The sequence below is a fragment of the Burkholderia sp. SR8 genome (assembly GCF_052851275.1).
Genome location: NZ_JAULUC010000006.1, coordinates 133,010 through 154,455 on the forward strand (window position 1 = coordinate 133,010; position 21,446 = coordinate 154,455).

18 protein-coding genes are annotated in these 21,446 nt (G+C 67.5%); 9 read left to right on the forward strand and 9 right to left on the reverse strand.

What is annotated here, in order from left to right; genetic code table 11:
• Positions 1–3 precede the first annotated feature (3 nt).
• From Q3A80_RS09700 to Q3A80_RS09720, 5 genes are all read right to left on the reverse strand, one after another.
• Positions 4–1,062 (reverse strand): DUF1839 family protein, encoded by a 1,059-nt coding sequence (locus Q3A80_RS09700; protein WP_446328824.1) that lies wholly within the window; start codon positions 1,060–1,062, stop codon positions 4–6.
• Entirely contained in the window at positions 1,059–2,039 is a 981-nt protein-coding gene (locus Q3A80_RS09705) for an amino acid--[acyl-carrier-protein] ligase (protein WP_446328825.1), read from the reverse strand. Before Q3A80_RS09705 ends, Q3A80_RS09700 begins: the two co-directional genes overlap by 4 nt.
• Complete coding sequence (locus Q3A80_RS09710) at positions 2,036–3,232, reverse strand: acyl-CoA dehydrogenase family protein (RefSeq protein WP_446328826.1); 1,197 nt, start codon at positions 3,230–3,232, stop codon at positions 2,036–2,038. Before Q3A80_RS09710 ends, Q3A80_RS09705 begins: the two co-directional genes overlap by 4 nt.
• Positions 3,229–3,480 carry an acyl carrier protein gene (locus Q3A80_RS09715; RefSeq protein WP_040139663.1) on the reverse strand — a complete coding sequence of 84 codons (252 nt, stop codon included), beginning with the start codon at positions 3,478–3,480 and terminating at the stop codon, positions 3,229–3,231. The genes Q3A80_RS09710 and Q3A80_RS09715 overlap by 4 nt, the downstream gene beginning before the upstream one ends.
• Positions 3,481–3,648: 168 nt before the next feature.
• Complete coding sequence (locus Q3A80_RS09720) at positions 3,649–4,431, reverse strand: Crp/Fnr family transcriptional regulator (RefSeq protein WP_446328827.1); 783 nt, start codon at positions 4,429–4,431, stop codon at positions 3,649–3,651.
• A 917-nt stretch (positions 4,432–5,348) separates the two neighbouring features.
• On the opposite strand from Q3A80_RS09720, the gene Q3A80_RS09725 reads away from it, so the two are divergent.
• On the forward strand, positions 5,349–6,134 hold the full coding sequence (locus Q3A80_RS09725; RefSeq protein ID WP_446328828.1) for a Crp/Fnr family transcriptional regulator: 786 nt from the start codon (positions 5,349–5,351) through the stop codon (positions 6,132–6,134).
• Between the two features lie 11 nt (positions 6,135–6,145).
• Positions 6,146–7,558, forward strand: coding sequence for an undecaprenyl-phosphate glucose phosphotransferase (locus Q3A80_RS09730; RefSeq protein WP_446328829.1), 1,413 nt, complete (start codon positions 6,146–6,148; stop codon positions 7,556–7,558).
• A gap of 85 nt (positions 7,559–7,643) precedes the next feature.
• Here Q3A80_RS09730 and Q3A80_RS09735 read toward each other — a convergent pair whose 3' ends face one another.
• On the reverse strand, positions 7,644–7,817 hold the full coding sequence (locus Q3A80_RS09735) for a hypothetical protein (protein ID WP_446328830.1): 174 nt from the start codon (positions 7,815–7,817) through the stop codon (positions 7,644–7,646).
• 346 nt (positions 7,818–8,163) lie between these two features.
• On the opposite strand from Q3A80_RS09735, the gene Q3A80_RS09740 reads away from it, so the two are divergent.
• Together Q3A80_RS09740 and polX are read left to right on the forward strand one after the other, a co-directional pair.
• Positions 8,164–8,556, forward strand: a complete 393-nt coding sequence (locus Q3A80_RS09740; protein WP_446328831.1) for a TraR/DksA family transcriptional regulator — start codon at positions 8,164–8,166, stop codon at positions 8,554–8,556.
• A 213-nt stretch (positions 8,557–8,769) separates the two neighbouring features.
• Positions 8,770–10,599 (forward strand): DNA polymerase/3'-5' exonuclease PolX, encoded by a 1,830-nt coding sequence (polX, locus tag Q3A80_RS09745; protein ID WP_446328832.1) that lies wholly within the window; start codon positions 8,770–8,772, stop codon positions 10,597–10,599.
• A gap of 33 nt (positions 10,600–10,632) precedes the next feature.
• On the opposite strand, the gene ald is transcribed toward polX, so the two are convergent.
• Positions 10,633–11,748: an alanine dehydrogenase gene (gene ald / locus Q3A80_RS09750; protein ID WP_446328833.1), complete on the reverse strand. Its 1,116-nt coding sequence runs from the start codon at positions 11,746–11,748 to the stop codon at positions 10,633–10,635.
• Positions 11,749–12,153: 405 nt separating this feature from the next.
• Here ald and Q3A80_RS09755 point away from each other — a divergent pair, with 405 nt between their 5' ends.
• From Q3A80_RS09755 to Q3A80_RS09775, 5 genes are all read left to right on the forward strand, one after another.
• Positions 12,154–12,408 (forward strand): hypothetical protein, encoded by a 255-nt coding sequence (locus Q3A80_RS09755; RefSeq protein WP_446328834.1) that lies wholly within the window; start codon positions 12,154–12,156, stop codon positions 12,406–12,408.
• A 30-nt stretch (positions 12,409–12,438) separates the two neighbouring features.
• On the forward strand, positions 12,439–13,179 hold the full coding sequence (locus Q3A80_RS09760) for a gluconate 2-dehydrogenase subunit 3 family protein (protein WP_446328835.1): 741 nt from the start codon (positions 12,439–12,441) through the stop codon (positions 13,177–13,179).
• Entirely contained in the window at positions 13,179–14,957 is a 1,779-nt protein-coding gene (locus Q3A80_RS09765; RefSeq protein WP_446328836.1) for a GMC family oxidoreductase, read from the forward strand. Before Q3A80_RS09760 ends, Q3A80_RS09765 begins: the two co-directional genes overlap by 1 nt.
• Positions 14,954–16,396: a cytochrome c gene (locus Q3A80_RS09770; RefSeq protein WP_446328837.1), complete on the forward strand. Its 1,443-nt coding sequence runs from the start codon at positions 14,954–14,956 to the stop codon at positions 16,394–16,396. Before Q3A80_RS09765 ends, Q3A80_RS09770 begins: the two co-directional genes overlap by 4 nt.
• Positions 16,397–16,604: 208 nt before the next feature.
• Positions 16,605–18,320 carry a cation:proton antiporter domain-containing protein gene (locus tag Q3A80_RS09775; RefSeq protein ID WP_446328838.1) on the forward strand — a complete coding sequence of 572 codons (1,716 nt, stop codon included), beginning with the start codon at positions 16,605–16,607 and terminating at the stop codon, positions 18,318–18,320.
• 332 nt (positions 18,321–18,652) lie between these two features.
• On the opposite strand, the gene Q3A80_RS09780 is transcribed toward Q3A80_RS09775, so the two are convergent.
• Both Q3A80_RS09780 and Q3A80_RS09785 read right to left on the reverse strand, forming a co-directional pair.
• Positions 18,653–20,545 carry a peptidoglycan D,D-transpeptidase FtsI family protein gene (locus Q3A80_RS09780; protein WP_446328839.1) on the reverse strand — a complete coding sequence of 631 codons (1,893 nt, stop codon included), beginning with the start codon at positions 20,543–20,545 and terminating at the stop codon, positions 18,653–18,655.
• Between the two features lie 392 nt (positions 20,546–20,937).
• A complete protein-coding gene (locus Q3A80_RS09785; RefSeq protein ID WP_446328840.1) occupies positions 20,938–21,285 on the reverse strand; it encodes a DUF3564 family protein in 348 nt (115 codons plus the stop codon).
• Positions 21,286–21,446: the final 161 nt, after the last annotated feature.

Sequence of the window (21,446 nt, forward strand, 5' to 3'; positions counted from 1 at the left end):
GCGTCACCGCGTCAGCGGCACGGCGGCCGCGCCGACACGCACCACCGGTGCCGTATGCCGCAGCGGCGGGGCGATCTGTCGCGCGCAATCGATCAGGTCGGCGTACGCGGCCTCGATCGCGTCGAGCGTCGCATCGCCGCGTTCCTCCTTGCCGCGCGCGCAGGCCCGCGCGAGCCGGAATTCCAGCACCATCGCCTCGGACGCAATGCGATCGCACGCCGCGCGAATCTCGGCGAACGGTCCGACGCAGCCGCTTGCCTGCAGCCAGCGCGCGTAGTGGCCGAACAGCTCGAAGTTCGCGCCGAGTTGCCGCACCGAATTGAACGAGTACGCGTGAAAGCGCTCGAGCGGCGAATCGGCGAGCACGGGCGCATCGATCTGCAACTGGCGCCTGAACGCCGCGACCGGATTGACGACCGGCAGGCGCCGCAAATGCCGCTGCAGCGACGCGAGCGAGACGTCGCACAGCACGCGCTCGTCGAGCGGCGGGAAGCGCCGCTTCGCGCATTCGACATATGGCGGCAGCGGCATCGGCGAGCTGTCGCCGACGAGCCCGCTGTAGTCGAAGTCGTCGGCGACGTAATAGCCGCTGTTGTGGAAATAGCCGATCTGGCGATGCGCGCGGTCGATCGAGTCGATGCCGATCGTGGTCTTCGTATGCTGCGTGCGGTAGCTGCTGCCGCGCGTGTCGGGCAGGAACCACGCGTCGACCTCGACGATCATCAGGTGACCGCGCGCGACCTGCGTCTCGATGTGCCGGTCGAGCGGTTCGTAGATCGAGTGTTCCTGCACGACGATTCCGTAGAGGCGCTCCAGTTCGTCGTGCGGAAACTTGAAGAACGTGAACTGGTCGCCCTCGAAATCCATCGCGATCGTAAACGGCAGCGCCGCATACGGATTGAGGCCCCACCAGCGGAGCACCTCGAGCCACATGTCGACGTAGCAGTTGGTCTGTTTCCAGACCATCTCCTGGCTGTGCAGCGGGTGCGGCCGGTAGTGGCGTGCGCGGTGGCGCACGTCCTCGAACGACGCATCCTCGCCGTCGCGGGATACGAATCTCATCGCGTGCCCCACAGCACGTCGCGCACGTCCGCGGGCCATGCGTCGATGTCGAAGCCGTGATGGCGGAACAGCGCGAGCGTCAGCCGCTCGAGGCCGAAACCGACGCAACCCGTGTGCGCGACGTCGCCCGTCGCGGTGCGGATGTCCCACAGCAGCCCGAAGTGGTCCATGTGGTAGTTGAAGCTGAGACACGCGGTCTGGCGGCCGTCGTGCTCGATCGGGATCAGCAGCTCGAACTTCAGGTTCTGCTCGCGCTGGCTGTTCGCGACGATCTTGCCGCCGCGCCCGAAGAACGGATCGTTCGCGAGATCGACCGCATTGGGCAGCCGCAGTGCGTCGATCATCCGCGTGCCGCGCTCGATCCACGTCTGGCGGAATGCGACGATCTGCTCGGGCGTGCCGATCCGCACGTACTCGCGCATCCGGAACAGCTGCATGCGGGTCGGGTCGAGCGACGGCTCGTGGCGGAAGCAGTACGAGAACACGTCGACGATGCGGCCGTCGGCGGGCAGCGCACCCGCGCGCGCGACGACCGGGTACACGGGGTAGCACGCGGCGGGCGTCATCACGACGTAGGTCGGCTTCTGGCTTTCGGTCCAGTCCTCGCCGCGGTCGAGGCACTGCAGCACGCGCTGGTGCCGCTGTTCGTCGCCGCAGAACGCATGCACGCTGCCCGCGAGCTGCGGGAAGCTCTTCATGTATTCGCTGCGCTCGAATTCGGTGCGGCTCATCGCCGGCGGGAAGCGCAGCACTTCGGCCTGCTGGTCGGCGCCGACGCGCGTGACGAACGCATCGAGCGCTTCGACGACGCGCTCGAACCGCTCGCTGCGGCCGAACAGGCCCTGGATGCCGGTCGACACGAGCAGGCCGGCGTCGATCAGTTCGTCGCGCAGCGGATTGACGCCCGCACGGTCGAGCGGTGCGTCGGACGGTGCAGCGGCGGGGGCGGGGGAAGGCACGGAGAGGCGATCGTTCACGAGTGTTTCTCCAGCGTCGCGGGACGCAGTGCGAGCAGCAGGTTGGAGGTGTTGGCGGCGATGCGGTCGTTGCTGATCATCAGCGGCGCCGCGTGCAGGTCGCGAAGGTGGCGGCCGATGCTGAACGGCGTGCCGTGCTTGTAGCCGGCCATCCCGCAGATCATCATCGCCTGCTGGACGACCTCGAGCGCCGTCGACGACACGTACGTCTTCAACGTGTTGATCTCGGCGGCCCAGGCCATGCCGGCCGACCACGAACGCGTCGTCGGACTGGCCTGGAGGCGCAGCACGTTGTCGACGCGCGCCTGCATCGCCTGCATCAGCGCGAGCGATTCGGCGATGCGTCGCGATGCGGGCGACGGCGCGCCGTCGGTCTGGCGCGCCTGTGCACGGAAGAACTGGTGCGCGCGATGGAATGCGTCGCCGGCCACGCCGATCCACACCGCGGCCCACAGGATGTGCGACACGGGCACCATCGTCTGCTCGGCGATCTGCGCGAACGGCACCGGCAGGCATTGCACGGTCGCGCCTTGCGCGTCGAGCACGAACCCGTTGCTGCACGTGCCGCGCATGCCGAGCGTGTCCCACTCGCCGCGCCGCGTGAGCGTGTAGCCGTCGCGCAGCAGCGTGACGAGCACCTGTTCGGACGGCGGTGCGTCCGCGTCGCGCCGCGCGGTCGCGAGGATGCCGTCCGCGTAGTCGCCGTACGAGATCGTCGGCGCGGACTTGTGCAGCCGGAACTCGCTGCCGTTGGTCTCGAGCGCGCACTGGCTCGCGCGCAGGTTGCCGCCGACGCCGTCCTCGGAGGTCGCCGATGCGAGCAGCCACTGATGGCGCACGAGCTGCTGCAGGAACAGCTTGTGCCAGCCCTGGTCGGCTGCGTGGTCGACGATGCAGGCGACCTGGATCTGGTGCATCGCGAACACCATCGCCGACGACGCGCACGCCTGGCCGAGAATCGAGCATGCCGATGCGACGTCGGCGAGCGACGCGCCGGCGCCGCCGAGGTGGGTCGGGACCATCGCGCTCAGCAGGCGGCGCGCACGCATCGCCTCGATTGCCTCGACGGGGCAGCGCGCGTCGCGATCGACCGCGTCCGCATGCTGGGCAGCGATCTGCGCGACCGCGCGGGCGGCCTCGTCGAGGCGGCGCGTTTCGTCGCCGGGCGCGAGTTCGGGAAGTAGCGCGCTCATGCGGAATGCTCGGCGCGTTGCAGGGTGGCGATCGTGTCCGCGAGCGCGTCGATGCTGCGGAACAGGTTGCGGTTCAGCATCTCGTCGGGAATCTCGATGTTGAACTGCTTTTCGATCGCGAGCATCAGCTGGATCGTGTCGAGCGACGAGAGGCCCGCTTCGTAAAGGTCGTCCCCGTCACCGATCGAATCGATCGCGGCTTCGAGATGGGCGACGTGCTTGAGGATGGTTCTGATGTCGTTTTTCACGTGCTGCTCCGGCGTGCGTGGTGTCGTCCGCACGGGCAGACGCGCGCATCGCGCTGACATCCCCCCGGCAGTCCGGCATCAGTAGACCATCCGCACGCACGGCGATCTGTTCGCCACCCTACAATCCGCTGACTCGGCGCGCACGCTTGCGCCGAAACGACGCGCGGATCACGCGCGTGCCGCGGCCGCCACGCCCGAATCGGACGACAGGATGCGCTTCATCTCGTCGCGCACGATCGCGCGGCAGCCGCACGACAGCTTCTCGAGGCCGCCCAGATCGCCGAGCACGATCGAGCTGCGGTACTGGCGGATCAGCCCGAGCTTCTGGATTTCGCCGGCGGCGTCCGTGACCGTTTCGCGGCGCACGCCGAGCATCTGCGCGAGCATGCTGTGAGTCACCTGGATCTCGATGCTGCGCGAGCGGTCGTACGCGAGCAGGAACCATCTGCACAACTGATGCTTGAGCACGTGATGGCGGCTGCAGAACGTGATCTGCGAGACCTGGGCCATCAGCAGCCGCACGCAGACGAACACGAGATGGCGCATCACCGGCGACGCGTCGAACGCGGCGGCGAAGATGCGCCGGTCGAGCCGGTACACGAAGCCGTCGCGGCAGGCGACGGCGCGGCACGGCATCCGGCCGCTGCCGCCGATCACGTCGTCGCACACGATGCTTTCGCTGCCGATCTCGGCCACCTCCAGCGTCATGCCGCCCGATGACACGTACTGCAGCGAGATCGCGGTCGTGACGGGCAGGTAGACCGCGGCGAGCATTTCGCCGGGTTCGCACAGCACCTGCCCCGACTTCAGATGCACGAGCTGCAGATTGGCAAGCAGCGCGGCGCGTTCGTCGCGGTCGAGGGCCGCGAGAAACCGGTTGGTGTCGAAGCTGTGGGAAAGCTCGATCATGCCGCTCGGGTGGGCGGCGGCGTCATTGGCCTGGTGGGTCACGGCGCATCCTCGCAGGGGGCGATCGCACGGCATGCGGCGGCATCCACGCGGGATTCGGCACGCGCGTGCGGATTGTGGGTTCGTCGGAATTCGAATGCCGACGGCGGAAAAAGGCTAGCACGCAATTTAATTCGATAAATCCAGCATTCCGTCACTTCACAAAGTTTGACGATCGTGACGTAAATGCAGAATGTTATATGGATTTGAAGTTTACGCGTTCGTGAATTAATCGACTTGAAACGGATTGGCGTATCTCCGGGGAATTCAGTGCCGATCGGGAATCAATCGGGTGGTGCCTTGTATCGTACAAGAAAATCCCGCAGACGGTATTGAACGTTATTTTACAATCCGGATATCGGTGCGAATTTCAGCAATGGAATCATGAAGTTGCGGTGCATATGTGCGCTCGATTACAAATTCGATAATAAATGTGACGATTCAGATTTGAGACAGTTTCAAACGATCATTCGACGGCCGGGCGACTGCCGCGGGCGGCGCGAGACGTGACGGAAACGATTGAAAAGGGTCTGTAAGTATTTGAACGATAAGCCCCGAGCCGAGCCGGTGGCGCCGCCGCGCGCCGCGCTGCCATTGATCAGTCGAATCGCGCGACGTGTCCGCCGCGGCACGGGGTGTCCGGAAATGAGACATTTTTTGCAGTCCGACGCCGGTTATTCGTCCGTTCTAAATCGAGAGCCATTCATATATTAAGGGTGAGCCGCTATTGGCACGTAAATCGCTTATTCGGCCGGGCGTGTCGAAACGGGACTGCCGAATCGATCCGCCGGCGAGAAGCCGGCGTTCGATTGGATCGAGGGTTGTGGGCCGCAACCCGGGTCGTCGTTCGTACCCGCATCGCGATAACGAATTCCGCTGACGCGGCTGCATGCGGCGCGGACCAATAAAGGGATACAGCCATGCTTCATCTTTACTCGAGCTTCTCGGCGAATGCCATCCTCGATGCCTTGCCGGAGGACAGCCTCCGGGCCATCGCACCGCACCTCGAGCTGGTCCGGATCAAGGCCGGCATGCTCGACCGGGTCGGCGAGCCGATGCGCCACCTGCATTTCCCGACGACCGCCATGATGTCGGTGCAGCATCTGATGGAGGACGGTGCGATGGTGGAGGTCGCGGTCGTCGGCCGCGAAGGCGTGGTCGGGCTCGCGACGCTGGTTGGCGGCACCGCGGTGTCGAACCGCGTCGAAGTCCGCATCGGCGGGATGGCCTACCGCATACCGACCTGCGTGATGCGCTCGGAATTCGAGCGTTCGCCCGCGACCTACCGGCTGCTGCTGAACTACTGCCAGGCGATGATGGCGCAAATCTCGCGCAGCGCGCTGTGCAACCGGCATCACTCGGTCAGCGAACAGTTGAGCCGCTGGCTGCTGCTCGCGCACGACCGGATCGACGGCGACGAACTGGCCGTCACGCAACAGACGATCGCGAACATGCTCGGCGTGCGCCGCGAAGGCGTGACGGAAGCGGCCGGCAACCTGCAGGACGCCGGGCTGATCCGGCAGCGTCGCGGCCGCATCACCGTGATCGACCGCGATGGTCTGGAGCGCCAGGCGTGCGAATGCTACGAGCTGATCCGCGCGGATTACCGGCGCCTGCTCGGCGCGCGAGCCGGCGCGACGAGGTCGATGCCGATGCGGCCGCGGCTGCCCGAGATGCACGGCGGCTTCCCGGCGCACGGTGCGTGACGATGCATTCGATGTCGGGTGGAACGACTGCGATACGGCGCGCAGCGCTCGCCGCGGCCGACGTCGCGCTGGTGCTCGCCGGCGCGCTCGCGGCGCAGGCGGCGATGCGGCTCGCATGGCACGATCTGTCGGATGCGCAGCGCGGCGCGATTGCATTGTTGTGCGTGCTGACCGTCGCGCTGCTGCCGCGTGCCGTGCGCATGTCGCAACGCGGCGCGTCGACGCGTCGCGGCAGCTCGATGCTCACGCGTACGGCGGTGGCCGTCGTGTGCGCGAGCACGCTGACGGTGGCCGGCACGATGTGGATCATGAACCGCGGCGGCACGGTCACGACGCGCTGGATCGCGCGGACGGTGCTGTCCGGCGACGCGGCACTGCTGCTCGGCAGGCTCGCGCTGTGCGCGCTTGCGCGGAACCGCCGTCACCCGCGCGCGCGCCAGCGGCGGGTCGCGATCGTCGGCGCAACCGCGTACGGACGCGTGGCGATCGAACGGATGCAGCTGGAGCCGGACGGACCGTTCGCGGCCGCGTGCGTGTTCGACGACGATGGATCGGCCGCCGCGGCGGTGGACGGCATCGGCGGCGTGCCGGTGATCGGCGACTGGGGCGCGCTGACGCGCATGATTCGGCGCGGCGACATCGACGAAGTGTGGCTCACGCTGCCGATGTCGCACGAGTCGCGCATCCGGCGCATCGTGCGCGAACTGCGTGACGAGTTCGTCGAGTTGCGGTTGTTGCCCGACGTGCGGCAGATGGCGGTCGTCGAGCGCTCCGCGACCGACGTGCTCGGCATGCCCGCGATCAACCTCGCGACCACGCCGCGCTCGGCGCCGGAATTGTGGGCGAAATTCGCGTTCGACCGGCTGTTCGCGGTCGCCGTGCTGATCCCGTTGCTGCCGTTGCTCGCGGTGCTGGCGATCGCGGTGAAGCTGTCGTCGCCGGGGCCGGTGCTGTTCCGGCAGCGGCGCAAGGGTATCGACGGCCGCGAGTTCCACATCCTGAAGTTCAGAACGATGCGCGCACATCGGGCGCAGCCCGGCGTCGTGCTGCAGGCATCGCGCAACGATGCGCGCATCACGCAGGTCGGCGCGTTCCTGCGGCGTACGTCGCTCGACGAGCTCCCGCAGTTCTTCAACGTGCTGTTCGGCCAGATGTCGGTGGTCGGCCCGCGTCCGCACGCGATCGAACACGACGACTTCTACCGGCAACTGATCGACTGCTACATGTACCGCTATCGCGTGCGGCCGGGGATCACGGGATGGGCACAGGTGAACGGCTATCGCGGCGAGACGCGCAAGGTCGAGGCGATGGCCGCGCGCGTGAAGTTCGACCTGTTCTACATGCAGAACTGGAGCTTCTGGTTCGACATGAAGATCATCCTGCTGACGGTCGTGCGCGGTTTCATCGGGCGCAACGCGTTCTGACGAAGAGGATTGCGAATTATCGGGAAAAGCAAACGTTCCGGACTGAAGTCGATGACCGCCGCGATCGCGAATGGCCGGTCGCGCTTCAGCCATCCGCCGGCGGCGGTGCGGCCGCCGGCAACGCGGCGGGCGAGACGGCAGGGTGTCCGTCGGGCGCGGCTTGCGCGCTCGATGGCTGGATGGCGTGCTGGATCGTCGGCACGACCATCGTCGGGAACAGGGCCGCAAGGGCCACCCAGATGACGACGCCGAACAACATCACGTTCTCCCGGCAAAAGTAAGGCGCGCGAATCCGCCGCGCATGCGTTCAATCTATGACGCAACTTTGTACAGGGGATTGACCGATCTCAACGGTCGCTGCGTCAGACGAATGAGCGGCGCGCGTATTCGCGTCCGTCCCCGCTTTTCGTGTGCGGCGCGCTGCGGTCGATGCCGGTCAACACATGCGTGTTCATTGGGTTTATGCTGCGTCGAATGCGTTCGCCGCTTCGTGCGGCCGGACGCGCATCCGGGCGCGGCGGCGGTCATGCGTGATCGCCGCGCACCGGCGCGACAACCGCGCGCCGCATGCCTCATTGCGCGGAACCGGGAAAGGAGAGACGGCGATGGCGCTCGACCCACGACAACGGCAGACGCTGCAGCGGCGGCTGACCGACAGCGAGCAGGCGTTGCGGGCGGAAATCCGCACGAGCGAGGATCAGCGCGCGCTGGAGTCCTATGCGGAACTTGCCGGCGCTGCGCCGGACGAAGGCGACGAAGCGAACGCCGATCTGTTCGTCGACATGGATCACGCATTGATCGGAATGAAGCTGGCCGAATTGCGCGCGATCGCGCGTGCGCAGCAGCGCATGCGCGACGGCAGCTACGGCGAGTGCATCGATTGCGATGCGCCGGTGGGCTACGAACGTCTGCTCGCGCGGCCCACCGCCGAACGTTGCACGCATTGCCAGTCGGTGTACGAGCGTCGCTACGCGACGACACCGCGCGCATCGCTCTGATGTCGGCGCCGGGGCCGCGCAGGCGGCGTGCCCCGCGCAGCACGATCCGGGCAGCCCGCGTACGGGCTGCCGGCGTACGGGCAGCCGGCATACGGACAGCCGGCGCAGGATGACCACCGGGCGTCCGCCGCCGTCGACATGCGGCAACGGGCGGGCCGACGCCGTCGCGCCAGCGCACGGCGCCATCCACGTGGAACGGGAGCCACGCCGATCATGCCGATCCGCAATGCCGAGTGTGCGGCCGTATTCGCCGAAATCGCCGACATGCTCGAAATCCAGGGCGCGAATCCGTTCCGGGTACGCGCGTACCGCAACGCGTCGCGCACGATTGCCGACTACGGGCGCGACATTCCAGCGATGATCGCGAACGGCGGCGATCTCGGACAGATCCCGTCGATCGGTGCCGACCTCGCGGCGAAGCTGCGCGAAATTGCCGCGACCGGCACCTGCGAGCTGCAGCAAACGCTGCGCCAGGCGTTGCCGGGCGCGATCGTCGAGCTGCTCGACGTGCCGGGCCTCGGTGCGAAACGCGTGAAGGCGCTGCATGATGCGCTGCACGTCGACTCGCTCGAACAGCTGCGCGCCGAAGCGAAGAGCGGGCACGTGCGCGCGCTGCCCGGCTTCGGCGCGAAAACCGAGGCCCATCTGCTCGATGCGATCGACGAGCGCCTGCAGCGCGGGCCGCAACGCTTTCTGCTGCCGGATGCCGCGCATGCGCTGATGCCGCTGCTCGCGCATCTGCGCACGGTGGCCGGGGTCGGCGAAGCGGTGCCGGCCGGCAGCTTTCGCCGCTGCCGCGAGACGGTCGGCGATCTCGACATTCTCGTGACCGCGCGCGATCCGGCTGCGGTGGCCGCCGCGTTCGTCGGCTACGGCGAGGTCGCGCGCGTGCTCGCGAACGGCAAGACGCGTTCGAGCGTCGTGCTCGGGAACGGCTTGCAGGTCGACCTGCGCGTCGTCGACACGGAGGCGTTCGGCGCGGCGCTCGTCTATTTCACCGGATCGAAGGCGCACAACATCGCATTGCGCCGGATCGCGCAGGCAGGCGGGTTGAAGATCAACGAATATGGCGTATTCCGCGGCGACGAGCGGATCGCGGGCGCGACCGAGGCATCCGTATACGACGCGATCGGCCTGCATTGGGTGCCGCCCGAGCTGCGCGAAGCGCGCGGCGAGATCGACGCGTCACGCGTCGGCGCGTTGCCGGCGCTGGTCGAACGCAAGCACCTTCATGGCGACCTGCACGCGCATACCGACGCGTCGGCCGGACGCGACGGGCTGCGCGCGATGGCGGACGCGGCGCGCGCACGCGGGCTTCGGTATCTGGCCGTCACCGACCGCGCGCCTGACGACGGCAGCGGTCGCACGGATTGCGCGTGGCTCGAACGGCAGATCGACGAGATCGATCGCCTGAACGCCTCGTTCGACGATTTCGTGCTGCTGAAGGGCGTCGAGGCCCGCATTCGCGAGGACGGCAGCCTCGACGTGCCCGACGACGTGCTCGCCCGGCTCGACCTCGTCGTCGGCGCGGTGCGCGACGGTTTCGACCTGCCCGGCGACGCGCAAACCGGGCGGGTGCTGCGCGCGATGGATCGTCCGTATTTCACGATCCTCGCGCATCCGACCGGCCGGCTGCTCGGCGAACGCGGCGCGTGCGAACTCGACGTGCCGCGCGTGCTCGCCGCGGCCGCCGCCCGTCGTTGCTTCGTCGAACTCGATGGCGATCCGCGGCGGCTCGATCTGCCGGACGTGTGGTGCCGCGAGGCCGCGAAGGCCGGCGTTGCGGTGGCGATCGGCTCCGACGCGCTGTGCGCGGACGATCTCGACAACCTCGGCTACGGCATCGGCCATGCGCGGCGCGGCTGGCTCACGCGACAGGACGTGCTCAACACGCGCACGCTTGCGCAACTGCGGCCGCTGCTGGCGCGTACGATGCGCACGAGCGGCATGAGCGGCATGAGCGGCATGAGCGGCATGAGCGGCACGAGCGGCACGAGCGGCACGAGCGGCACGACGAAGCGCGGCCGCCCGAAGGGCGCATGACGACGCCCGTGCCCGCCGTCATGCACCGCGAACTCACGCCAGCACGTCTTCCGCCGGCACGTACGGCAGCCCGAGCGCCAGCGCGACGGCCTCGTACGTGATGTGTCCGTCGCATACGTTCAGCCCCGCGCGCAGATGCGGATCGTCGGCCATCGCGCGTTTCCAGCCTTTGTCCGCGAGTGCGAGCGCATGGCCGAGCGTCGCGTTGTTCAACGCGAACGTCGACGTGCGGGCGACCGCGCCCGGCATGTTGGCGACGCAGTAGTGAACGACGCCGTCGACGACGAAAGTCGGCTCCGCATGCGTCGTCGCATGCGACGTCTCGAAACAGCCGCCCTGGTCGATCGCGACGTCGACGACGACGGCGCCCGTGCGCATCGTCGCGATCATGTCGCGCGTGACGAGCCGCGGCGCGGACGCGCCGGGCACGAGCACTGCACCGATCACGACGTCCGCGTCGCGCACGGCTTCGTCGATCGTGTGCGCGTTCGAGCAGACGGTTGCGATCCGGTTCGCGAAGATCAGGTCGAGCTGGCGCAGCCGGTTCACGTTCGTGTCGAGCACGGTCACGCGCGCGCCGAGACCGACGGCCATCTGCAGCGCGCCGGTGCCCACGACTCCCGCGCCCAGTATCACCACGTGCGCGGCCGGCACGCCCGGCACGCCGGCCATCAGCACACCGCGGCCGCCGCGCGGGCTCTCGAGGTGGGTCGCCGCGACCTGGATCGACATGCGCCCCGCGACCTCGCTCATCGGCGCGAGCAACGGCAGTCCGCCGCCGGGCCCCGTCACGGTTTCGTACGCGATGCAGACCGCGCCGGATTTCACGAGCGCCGCCGCCTGCGCGGGATCGGGTGCGAGATGCAGGTACGTATAGAGGATTTGCCCGCGCCGCAGCATCGCGCATTCGGCCGGCTGCGGCTCCTTGACCTTGATGATCATGTCGGCCCGCGCGAAGATGTCGCGCGCGTCGTCGGCCAGCGTGGCGCCGGCGGCCGTGTAGTCGTCGTCGAGCAGGCCGATCGCGGTGCCCGCACCGCGCTGCACGAGCACCCGGTGGCCATGCCGCGTGAGTTCGCGTGCGCCGGCCGGGGTGAGGCCGACGCGGTATTCATGGTTCTTGATTTCCTTCGGCACGCCGATCAGCATGAGTCGCCTCCATGGGAATTCATCGTTGTTGTCGTGCCTGCGCGTACCGGCGAACGGCGTCGACGAGACCGTTGCGCATGCAGGGTGCGATTGCCGCATCGGAATAAAAGGGTAGCGGTGGCCTGAGCGAAGTCAAGCGGCGGCCCGGCGCGACGGGCCGCGCGCTGCACCGCAATACGCGCTGCGGCGCATGACGCGCGGATGTCGCGATGCGGTCGGCCATCGCTCGATCCTTTCGGGTCGCGGCTTCCGGATCTTTCAATTATTGCGGTTTTCGATGTAATGAATTGCACTGAACTCTTTGGCAATGGAACCGGTTCCATCTATAATTCGCGGCACTCGTCGCCGGGCCCGAAATGAGGGTCGTGCACGTTGCGCTTGCCGTCGGCTGGCGCGGCGTCTAAGTTGAAACAGGGCCATGGCGATGGCGGGCAGATGCGGGCGGTAGCCGTGTATTTGTCCGACGATCAGACCCGTGAAGAGGTCGACGCCGCGCAGGCGCCGGTAGTGGTGCGCGCGCGGCTGCATGACGGCGCCGCCGCGCAGCGGGCGGCCGGCGCCCGTATCGAGTTTGTGCGCAACACCGCAAGAACAGGACGGCCGGCCGCGCGCGGCATGGCTGCCGTGTCGGGCATGCCGCATGCGAAAGCGCGTGCCTGAACCACGCTCCCCAACGATCAACATCCGACCATGTCCACGCCACCCGACAAACCCAATTCGCGTCGCCGCTTCCTGCGCACGTCGGTCGCACTCGTGCCGATCGCGTCGGTCGCCGGTTGCGACCTGCGCTCGTCGTCATCGACCGCGACCACGGCCGGCAATGCGTCCGCCGCATCGGCCGGCGCCGACCGCGCGCCGTACAAGCCGACCTTCTTCGATGCGAAGGAGTGGGCATTCGTGCAGGCCGCCGTCGACCGGCTGATCCCGGCCGACGCCGAGGGCCCCGGCGCACTCGAATCGGGCGTACCGGAATTCATCGACCGCCAGCTGGAAACCCCGTATGCGCACGGCGCGACGTGGTACATGCAGGGGCCGTTCCAGCAGGGCGTGCCCGAGCTCGGCTACCAGCTGAAGCTGGTGCCGCGCGACATCTACCGGCTCGGCATCGCCGCGGTCAACCGCTATTGCGAAAAGGCCCACGGCAAGGCGTTCGCCGATCTCGACGCGCCGACCCGCGACACCGTGCTCGGCGGACTGGAAAAAGGCGGCGTGCAGATCGACGACGTGCCGTCCACCGTGTTCTTCGGCCAGCTGCTGCAGAACACGCGCGAGGGCTACTTCTGCGATCCGGTGCACGGTGGCAATCGCGACATGGCCGCGTGGAAGATGATCGGTTTTCCGGGTGCGCGCGCCGACTTCATGGACTTCGTCAACCAGAACGGCAAGCCGTATCCGTACGGCCCGGTTTCGATCAACGGGGAGCGTACCTGATGGCCGCAGAAAAGAAGCCGCACGTCGATGCGGTGATCGTCGGCTTCGGCTGGACCGGCGCGATTCTCGCGAAGGAACTGACCGAAGCGGGCCTGAACGTCGTCGCGCTCGAGCGCGGCGAGTATCGCGACACCTATCCGGACGGCGCGTATCCGAACACCATCGACGAGCTGACGTACAACGTCCGCAAGAAGCTGTTCCTCGACCTGTCGAAGACGACCGTGTCGATCCGCCATGGCGTGCAGGACACCGCGCTGCCGTACCGGCAGCTCGCGGCGTTCCTGCCGGGCGAGGGCGTCGGCGGCGCAGGGCTGCACTGGTCGGGCGTGCACTTCCGGATCACGCCGGAAGAACTGCGCCTGCGCAGCCACTACGAAGAGCGCTACGGCAAGAAGTTCATCCCCGAAGGGATGACGATCCAGGATACGGGCGTCAGCTACGACGAACTCGAGCCGTATTTCGACTTCGCCGAGAAGGTGTTCGGCACGTCGGGGCAGGCGTACAAGGTCGGCGGCAAGGTGGTCGGCGACGGCAACGTGTTCGAGGCGAACCGCAGCGACAACTTCCCGCTGCCCGCGCAGCTCAACACATACTCCGCGCAACGCTTCTTCGATGCGGCGAAGTCGCTCGGGCTGCATCCGTACCGGCTGCCGTCGGCGAACACGTCTGGGCCGTACACGAACCCGTACGGCGTGCAGATGGGGCCGTGCAACTTCTGCGGCTACTGCAGCGGCTACGCGTGCTACATGTACTCGAAGGCGTCGCCGAACCTGAACATCCTGCCCGCACTGAAGCAGGTGCCGAACTTCGAGCTGCGCTCGAAGTGCCACGTGCTGCGCGTGGACCTCGACGACACGAAGAAGCGCGCGACGGGCGTCACGTACGTCGATCCGGCCGGCCGTGAAGTGCACCAGCCGGCCGATCTCGTGATCGTCGCCGCGTTCCAGTATCACAACGTGCACCTGCTGCTGCTGTCGGGGATCGGCAAGCCGTACGACCCGATCTCGGGCGAAGGCGTCGTCGGCCGCAATTTCGCGTACCAGAACCTGTCGACGATCAAGGCGTTCTTCGACAAGGACACCTACACGAACCCGTTCATCGGCGCGGGCGGCAACGGCGTCGCGGTGGACGACTTCAACGCGGACAACTTCGACCACGGCCCGCTCGGCTTCGTCGGCGGCTCGCCGCTGTGGGTGAACCAGGCAGGCGTGAAGCCGATCAGCGGTATCGCGACGCCGCCGGGCACGCCGCAGTGGGGCGCCGCGTGGAAGAAGGCCGTGAAGGACAACTACGCACACACGATCTCGATGGACGCGCACGGCACGAACATGTCGTACCGCGACGTGTACCTCGACCTCGATCCGACCTATCGCGATTCGTACGGCCAGCCGCTGTTGCGGATGACCTTCGACTGGAAGGACAACGACATAAAGATGGCGCAGTACGTGACCGGCCAGATGAAGAAGATCGCGGAGGCGATGGGGCCGAAGGCGATCGGCGTGTCGACGCGCGAGTTCGGCAAGCACTTCGATACGCGTGCGTACCAGACGACCCACCTCGTCGGCGGCGCGATCATGGGCACCGATCCGAAGACGAGCGTGCTGAACCGCTACCTGCAGTGCTGGGACGTGCACAACGTGTTCGTGATGGGCGCGTCGGCGCTGCCGCAGGGCATCGGCTACAACCCGACCGGGATCGTCGCGGCGCTGGCGTACTGGTCCGCACGCGCGATCCGCGAGCAATACCTGAAAAATCCCGCCCCGCTGGTGACCGCATGAAGAGGACGATGAACCACCACAACGCCGCGCGGTGCGCGGCCGCGCTGCGGCGCGCACTGGCGATCGGCACGGCAGCGGTTGCGTTCGGTCTCGCCGGCGGGTCGGCGTTTGCGCAACCGGCCGCGTCCGCGGCGGCTTCCGGCCCGGCGGCGCCGGCGGCCGGCCCGGCAGCACCGGCAGCTCAATCGGCCGATGCGAGCCTGGTCAAGCGCGGCGAATATCTCGCGCGCGCGGGCGACTGCGTCGCGTGCCACACCGCGAGCGGCGGCAAGCCGTTCGCGGGCGGGTTGAAGTTCGACACGCCGATCGGCGCGATCTATTCGACGAACATCACGCCGGACCGGAAGACGGGCCTCGGCGGCTGGACCCTCGACGATTTCAGCCGCGCGGTGCGCGAGGGCGTGCGCAAGAACGGCGACACGATGTATCCGGCGATGCCGTACCCGTCGTACGCGCGGCTCACCGACGACGACGTGAAGGCGCTGTACGCGTACTTCATGCACGGCGTCGCGCCGGTCGAGCACGAGAACCGCAACGTGGACATCGTGTGGCCGCTGTCGATGCGCTGGCCGCTGGCGTTCTGGCGCAAGATGTTCGCGCCGGCGCCGAAGCCGTTCGACGCGACGCCGTATACCGATCCGGTCGTCGCGCGCGGCGCGTATCTCGTGCAAGGGCTCGGCCATTGCGGCGCGTGCCATACGCCGCGCGCGGCGACGATGCAGGAGCGCGCGCTGACCGACGCGGGCGGCCTCGACTTCCTGGCCGGCGGCGCGGCGATCGACGGCTGGGTGCCGACCAGCCTGCGCGGCGAGCCGCGCACCGGGCTCGGCGCGTGGAACGAAACCGAGATCGTGCAGTTCCTGAAGACGGGCCGCACGCTGCGCACCGCCGCGTTCGGCGGGATGACCGACGTGGTCGGCCACAGCATGCAGCACATGACCGACGGCGACCTGACCGCGATCGCGCGCTACCTGAAGACGCTGCCGCCGCGCGTGCAGGGCGAGCAGCCGCACGTGTACGACGCGGCCGCCGCGAAGGCGCTGCAGACCGGCGATGCGAGCAAGCCGGGCGCGGCCGTCTATCGCGACAACTGCATGGCGTGCCACCGCAGCGACGGCCACGGCTACACGCGCGTGTTCCCGGCACTGGCCGGCAATCCGGTCGTGCAGGGCGACGATCCGACGTCGCTGATCCACGTCGTGCTAGAAGGCAGTGCGCTGGCGGGCACGCGCACCGCGCCGTCGACCTTCACGATGCCGCCGTTCGGCTGGCGTCTGTCCGACCAGGAAGTCGCGGACGTGTCGAACTTCGTGCGCACCAGCTGGGGCAACACCGGTGCGCCGATCACCGCCGCGCAGGTCGCGAAGGTGCGCAAGAGCGTGCCGCCGACGCGACCGGAGCCGCCGCCTGGTGCGCGGTTCCCGCAGGCGTCGCGCTGATGCGCGGGGCGGGGCGTTCGCCCCGCCCCCGATAGGTCGCACAGTGCCGGCCCGGCCCGCGCCGCGTCTGCCGCCAGTCTCGGGGTTGCATCCCGCAATGGCGCGCCAACCCGTGAATTTTTCGCGGCGGCGCGCCATTTTTCCGTGTCATCCCTTATCCTTTGATTCTTGAACCTTACTAAATAGTTACAAGACCTCGGGAGGGGGGATGCCTCATGACGTCAGCCTGATTGCGTTGCTCGCGGCCGGTTTCGGTCTCGCGATGATTTTCGGTTACCTCGCGTCGCTGCTGAAAATGCCGCCGCTCGTCGGCTATCTGCTCGCCGGGATCGTCATCGGTCCCGGCACGCCCGGTTTCGTCGGCGACTTGTCGCTCGCACAGCAGCTCGCCGAAGTCGGCGTGATGCTGCTGATGTTCGGCGTGGGCCTGCATTTCTCGCTCGGCGATCTTCTCGCGGTGCGCAAGATCGCGCTGCCGGGCGCCATCGTCCAGATCACCGTCGCGACGCTGCTCGGCGGCGGCCTCGCGCTCATGTGGGGCTGGAGTATCGGCGCGGCGCTGGTGTTCGGGCTCGCGCTGTCGGTCGCGAGCACGGTCGTGCTGCTGCGCGCGCTCGAGGGGCGCGGGCTCGTCGAGACGGTGAACGGGCGCATCGCGGTCGGCTGGCTCGTCGTCGAGGATCTCGTGATGGTGCTCGTGCTGGTGCTGCTGCCGCCCGTCGCGGGGCTGCTCGGCGGCACGCCGCCCGGCGACGCGCACGCGGCCGGCGGCAGCGTATGGAGCACGCTCGGCGTCACGATGCTGAAGGTCGCCGCATTCATTGCGCTGATGCTCGTGGTCGGCAAGCGCGTGTTCCCGCGCATCCTGTGGCTCGTCGCCCGCACCGGCTCGCGCGAGCTGTTCACGCTTTGCATGATTGCCGCGGCGGTCGGCATCGCGTTCGGCGCGGCGAAGCTGTTCGACGTGTCGTTCGCGCTCGGCGCGTTCTTCGCCGGGATGATGATGCGCGAGTCGGAGTTCAGCCGGCGCGCGGCCGACGAGACGCTGCCGCTGCGCGACGCGTTCTCGGTGCTGTTCTTCATTTCGGTCGGGATGCTGTTCGACCCGAAGGTGTTGGTGGCCGAGCCGCTGCACGTGATCGAGGTCGCGGCGATCGTGCTGATCGGCAAGACGCTGGCGGCTGTCGCGCTCGTGATCGCATTCCGTTATCCGCTGAACACCGCGCTGACGGTCGGCGCCGGCCTCGCGCAGATCGGCGAGTTCTCGTTCATCCTGGCGGGGCTCGGCCGGGCGCTCGGGCTGCTGTCGGCCGAAGGGCAGAGCCTGATTCTCGCGGTCGCGCTGATCTCGATCGCGATGAACACGCTGCTGTTCGCGATGATCGATCCGGCGCTCGCGTGGATCCGCCAGCATTCGGCATTCGCGCGCAAGCTCGAGGCGCGCGACGATCCGCTCGCCGCGCTGCCGATGTCGACGCCGCAGACGCACCTGACCGGGCAGGTCGTGATCGTCGGCTACGGCAAGGTCGGCACGCGGATCGCGCATGCGCTGGACGAGCGCGGGATCGCCTATGTCGTCGTCGAGCAGAACCGCGAGCTCGTCGAGAAATTGCGCGCGGACGGCGTCGCGGCCGTGTCGGGCGACGCGATCGAGCCGGTCGTGCTCGTGCAGGCGCATATCGCGCGCGCCGGGATGCTCGTCGTCACGCTGCCGGATGTGTTCGACGTGCGGCAGATCGTCGAGATCTCGCGCACGCTGAACCCGACGCTGGAGGTCGTGCTGTGCACCAACAGCAACGACGAGGCCGCGCTGCTGTCGAGCGAGGGCGTCGGCACCGTGTTCATGGGCGAAAGCGAACTCGCGCGCGGGATGACCGAGCATGTGCTCGGCAGGATGGCGAAGCCGGCGGCGGCCGCGCATTGAGCCGCGGCCCGCGTCGCGTGTCGGGCGTCGCGCGGCGCCCGCATGGCGCCGCTCGATAGTGCTGCACGGATAGCGGCGCTGCGCTGGCCGGCGGAAGTGCGCGTGAAGTTCGACGCTGGCGGCCAGGCGGCGTACTCGTCGCCGGACGCGGCCGGGACAACCCGGCATCCGGCGGCCGGATGCCCTCAGTCCACCTTCACCTTTGTCTGCACGTTCGCGCAAGTGAGCGCGAAGTTCGACGTTCGCGACTGGGCGGCGTACTCGTCGCCGGCCGCGCCCGGCTCAACCCGGCATCTGTCAGCCGACAGCTGTCAGTCCTCAGCCCTCAGCCCTCAGCCTGCCTCCACCTTCGTCTGCACGTTCGCACTCGATTGCGCTGCCGTCTTCACGGGGGCCGTTGCCTTCTGCGCACCCGCTGTGGTCGATTGCGTCGCGGCCTTCGGCGCCGCGACCGTCTTCTGCGGTGCAGCCTTGCCCGGCGCATTCGGCGCCGGCTCGACCGGTGCATCGGGCGGCACGCCCAGCAACTGCAACGAACCGCTCGTGATCGACGAGAACACGGGGCCGGCCACCGTACCGCCGTAGTAACCCTTGCCGCGCGGCTCGTCGATCATCACCGCGACGATCAGGCGCGGATTGCTCATCGGCGCCATCCCGGCGAACAGCGCGCGGTACTTTCCCTTCGCATACGTTGCGCCGACCTGCTTGCGCGCAGTGCCGGTCTTGCCGCCGATCCGGTAGCCGTCGACGCGCGCACGGCGCCCCGTGCCGCCTTCGCCGACCGCTGCTTCGAGCATTGAGCGGATCGCCGCCGCGGTCTGCGGCGACGTCACGCGGTGGCCGCGATGCGCATCGACCGTCTGCGGATCGGTGCCGTTCTTCAGCAGCGACACCGGGTGCAGCGTGCCGTCGCCCGCATACGCGGTGTAGGTCTGCGCGATCTGCAGCAGCGACATCGACAGCCCGTAGCCGTACGCCATCGTCGCCTGCTCGATCGGCCGCCAGCGCTTGTAGCCGCGCAGGCGGCCCGACGCGACGCCCGGGAACGTCAGCTCCGGCGCGCGGCCGATTCCGTATTCCTGGTACTTGTTCCAGATCGTTTCGGCCGGCAGGTTCAGCGCCAGCTTCGCGAGCGCGACGTTGCTCGACTTCTGCAGTGCCTGCGACACCGTCAGCGAGCCGTGATTGGACGTATCGTGGATCACGGCGGGGCCGATCTTGTAGGTGCCCGGCGACGTGTTGATGATCGTGTTCGGCGTGACCTTGCGCTCGTCGATCGACAGCGCGACGACGAGCGGCTTGATCGTCGAGCCCGGCTCGAACGTGTCGATCACCGCGCGATTGCGCAACTGCTGACCGGTGAGGCGCGCGCGGTCGTTCGGATCGAAGGTTGGGTAGTTCGCGAGCGCGAGGATCTCGCCGTTCTGCGCGTCGAGCACGACGACGCTGCCGGCCACGGCATTGTTCTCGAGCACCGCGGCCTTGAGCTGGCTGAAAGCGAGCTGCTGGATGCGCCGGTCGATCGTCAGCTCGATCGTCGCGCCGTGCTGCGCGGGCACGAGCGGACGCGTGTCCGACACGATGCGGCCGAGCCGGTCGCGGATCACCTCGCGCTGCCCGGACGTGCCCGACAGCCGCGCGTTGGCCGCGAGCTCGACGCCTTCCTGACCCTTGTCCTCGACGTTCGTGAAGCCGACCACGTGCGCGGCCGATTCGCCTTCCGGATAGAACCGCTTCGAGTCGGCGATCTGCGTGATGCCGTCGATATCGAGCTTGTCGAGGCGACTCGCGGTGTCGGCGTCGATCTGCCGCTTGAGCAGCACGAACGTCCGGTCGTTGCGCAACCGGCGCTTCACTTCCGCGAGCGGCATGTCGAGCAGCTTCGCGATCTGCGGATAGTCGACTTCGGCGACCTGTTTCGGGTTCGCCCAGATCTCGTAGGTCGACAGGCTGACGGCGAGCATCGCACCGTTGCGATCGACGATGCGCCCGCGCATCGCGTCGAGCTCGATCGTGCGCTGGTAGCGCTTCTGGCCTTGCCCGACGTAGAAATCCTGGTTCGCGACCTGCACCCAGAACGCGCGGCCGATCAGTGCGGCGAAACCGAGGGACACCATGATCACGACCAGCTTCGAGCGCCACATCGGCAGGCGCGACGCGAGCATCGGATGCTTGGTCGCGGCGGCGTACGGATCGGCGGGGTGGGTCTTCTTTTTCACGCTCATGCAAGGGCCGGGTCGGGCCGCCGAACGGCGGCGGGTCAGTCGGAATAATGGGATTGTAATAAATGAGTAAACATCATGTGGGGAAACTGTGATTCGGCCCCGTAAAAAGGGCTTCATTCGGGACGTCGGTGGGGGAAGGTAAGGCTCGGAGCGCTGGTACAGCGGAGGTGTACGCCATGCCGCCGCCGATGAGATCAAAATCGACCGACCGGTCGTCATGATTTTAGGAAGTAATCGTTTTCCGCAATCGGATTAACCCGTCCCCGATTGCCGTGGGAAGCGAAAAATAAAAAGCGCCTCGAAGCGAGGCGCCGTCATTGCTGAATATCGAAATGAATATCGCGGAAACTGGAATAAACCCGAAAACCGCAGAGGAATACTGTCAAAAATACCTATCGCGCAACGGAAATAAATTCCTGGTATTCCGGTTGTACCGTGGAACGATCGACCGCCTGAAGCCGCCATGCGCCGGCGGGGTGCTCGCCGGCGAGCACTGCCGGACCCTGCTCGCGCTGCGTCGCGCTGAACGACAGGCCCTCCAGCTGGCACACGGCGTTGCCGCTGTCGGCCGCGCAGAGGGCCATTGCGCCTTCCACGTCCCGCACCTTGCCCCAGGTCGGAAGATCGATGCCCTGGTGTGCCTCGCGCGACCACAGCCCCTCGTCGGTGTCGACCCACAACACTGCGAACGAGTGCCGGGTTGCCGATTCGCTGCCATTAATCCGGATAGTGAGGCGCATTTGGATCGTCTCCTGAAGAAGGAAATCACACATTCGACCGTTTGGGTTTGAACAGTCTAGATAGACTGCGCTGAAACGCAAGTGATAATCCTCAATAAATCCAAATTGCCGGTATTGGCATTTCGGATGAAAGGACGTCTGACGATCCGCGCGGATTCCGG

Bases quoted from the DNA above. Each gene is read 5' to 3' on its own strand.
- Q3A80_RS09785 (WP_446328840.1), bottom strand. From the start codon at position 21,285: ATGCGCCTCACTATCCGGATTAATGGCAGCGAATCGGCAACCCGGCAC.
- Q3A80_RS09740 (WP_446328831.1), top strand. From the start codon at position 8,164: ATGGCGCTCGACCCACGACAACGGCAGACGCTGCAGCGGCGGCTGACC.
- Q3A80_RS09710 (WP_446328826.1), bottom strand. From the start codon at position 3,232: ATGAGCGCGCTACTTCCCGAACTCGCGCCCGGCGACGAAACGCGCCGC.
- Q3A80_RS09770 (WP_446328837.1), top strand. From the start codon at position 14,954: ATGAAGAGGACGATGAACCACCACAACGCCGCGCGGTGCGCGGCCGCG.
- Q3A80_RS09725 (WP_446328828.1), top strand. From the start codon at position 5,349: ATGCTTCATCTTTACTCGAGCTTCTCGGCGAATGCCATCCTCGATGCC.
- Q3A80_RS09730 (WP_446328829.1), top strand. From the start codon at position 6,146: ATGTCGGGTGGAACGACTGCGATACGGCGCGCAGCGCTCGCCGCGGCC.
- Q3A80_RS09780 (WP_446328839.1), bottom strand. From the start codon at position 20,545: ATGAGCGTGAAAAAGAAGACCCACCCCGCCGATCCGTACGCCGCCGCG.
- Q3A80_RS09735 (WP_446328830.1), bottom strand. From the start codon at position 7,817: ATGTTGTTCGGCGTCGTCATCTGGGTGGCCCTTGCGGCCCTGTTCCCG.
- Q3A80_RS09700 (WP_446328824.1), bottom strand. From the start codon at position 1,062: ATGAGATTCGTATCCCGCGACGGCGAGGATGCGTCGTTCGAGGACGTG.
- ald (WP_446328833.1), bottom strand. From the start codon at position 11,748: ATGCTGATCGGCGTGCCGAAGGAAATCAAGAACCATGAATACCGCGTC.
- polX (WP_446328832.1), top strand. From the start codon at position 8,770: ATGCCGATCCGCAATGCCGAGTGTGCGGCCGTATTCGCCGAAATCGCC.
- Q3A80_RS09760 (WP_446328835.1), top strand. From the start codon at position 12,439: ATGTCCACGCCACCCGACAAACCCAATTCGCGTCGCCGCTTCCTGCGC.
- Q3A80_RS09775 (WP_446328838.1), top strand. From the start codon at position 16,605: ATGCCTCATGACGTCAGCCTGATTGCGTTGCTCGCGGCCGGTTTCGGT.
- Q3A80_RS09765 (WP_446328836.1), top strand. From the start codon at position 13,179: ATGGCCGCAGAAAAGAAGCCGCACGTCGATGCGGTGATCGTCGGCTTC.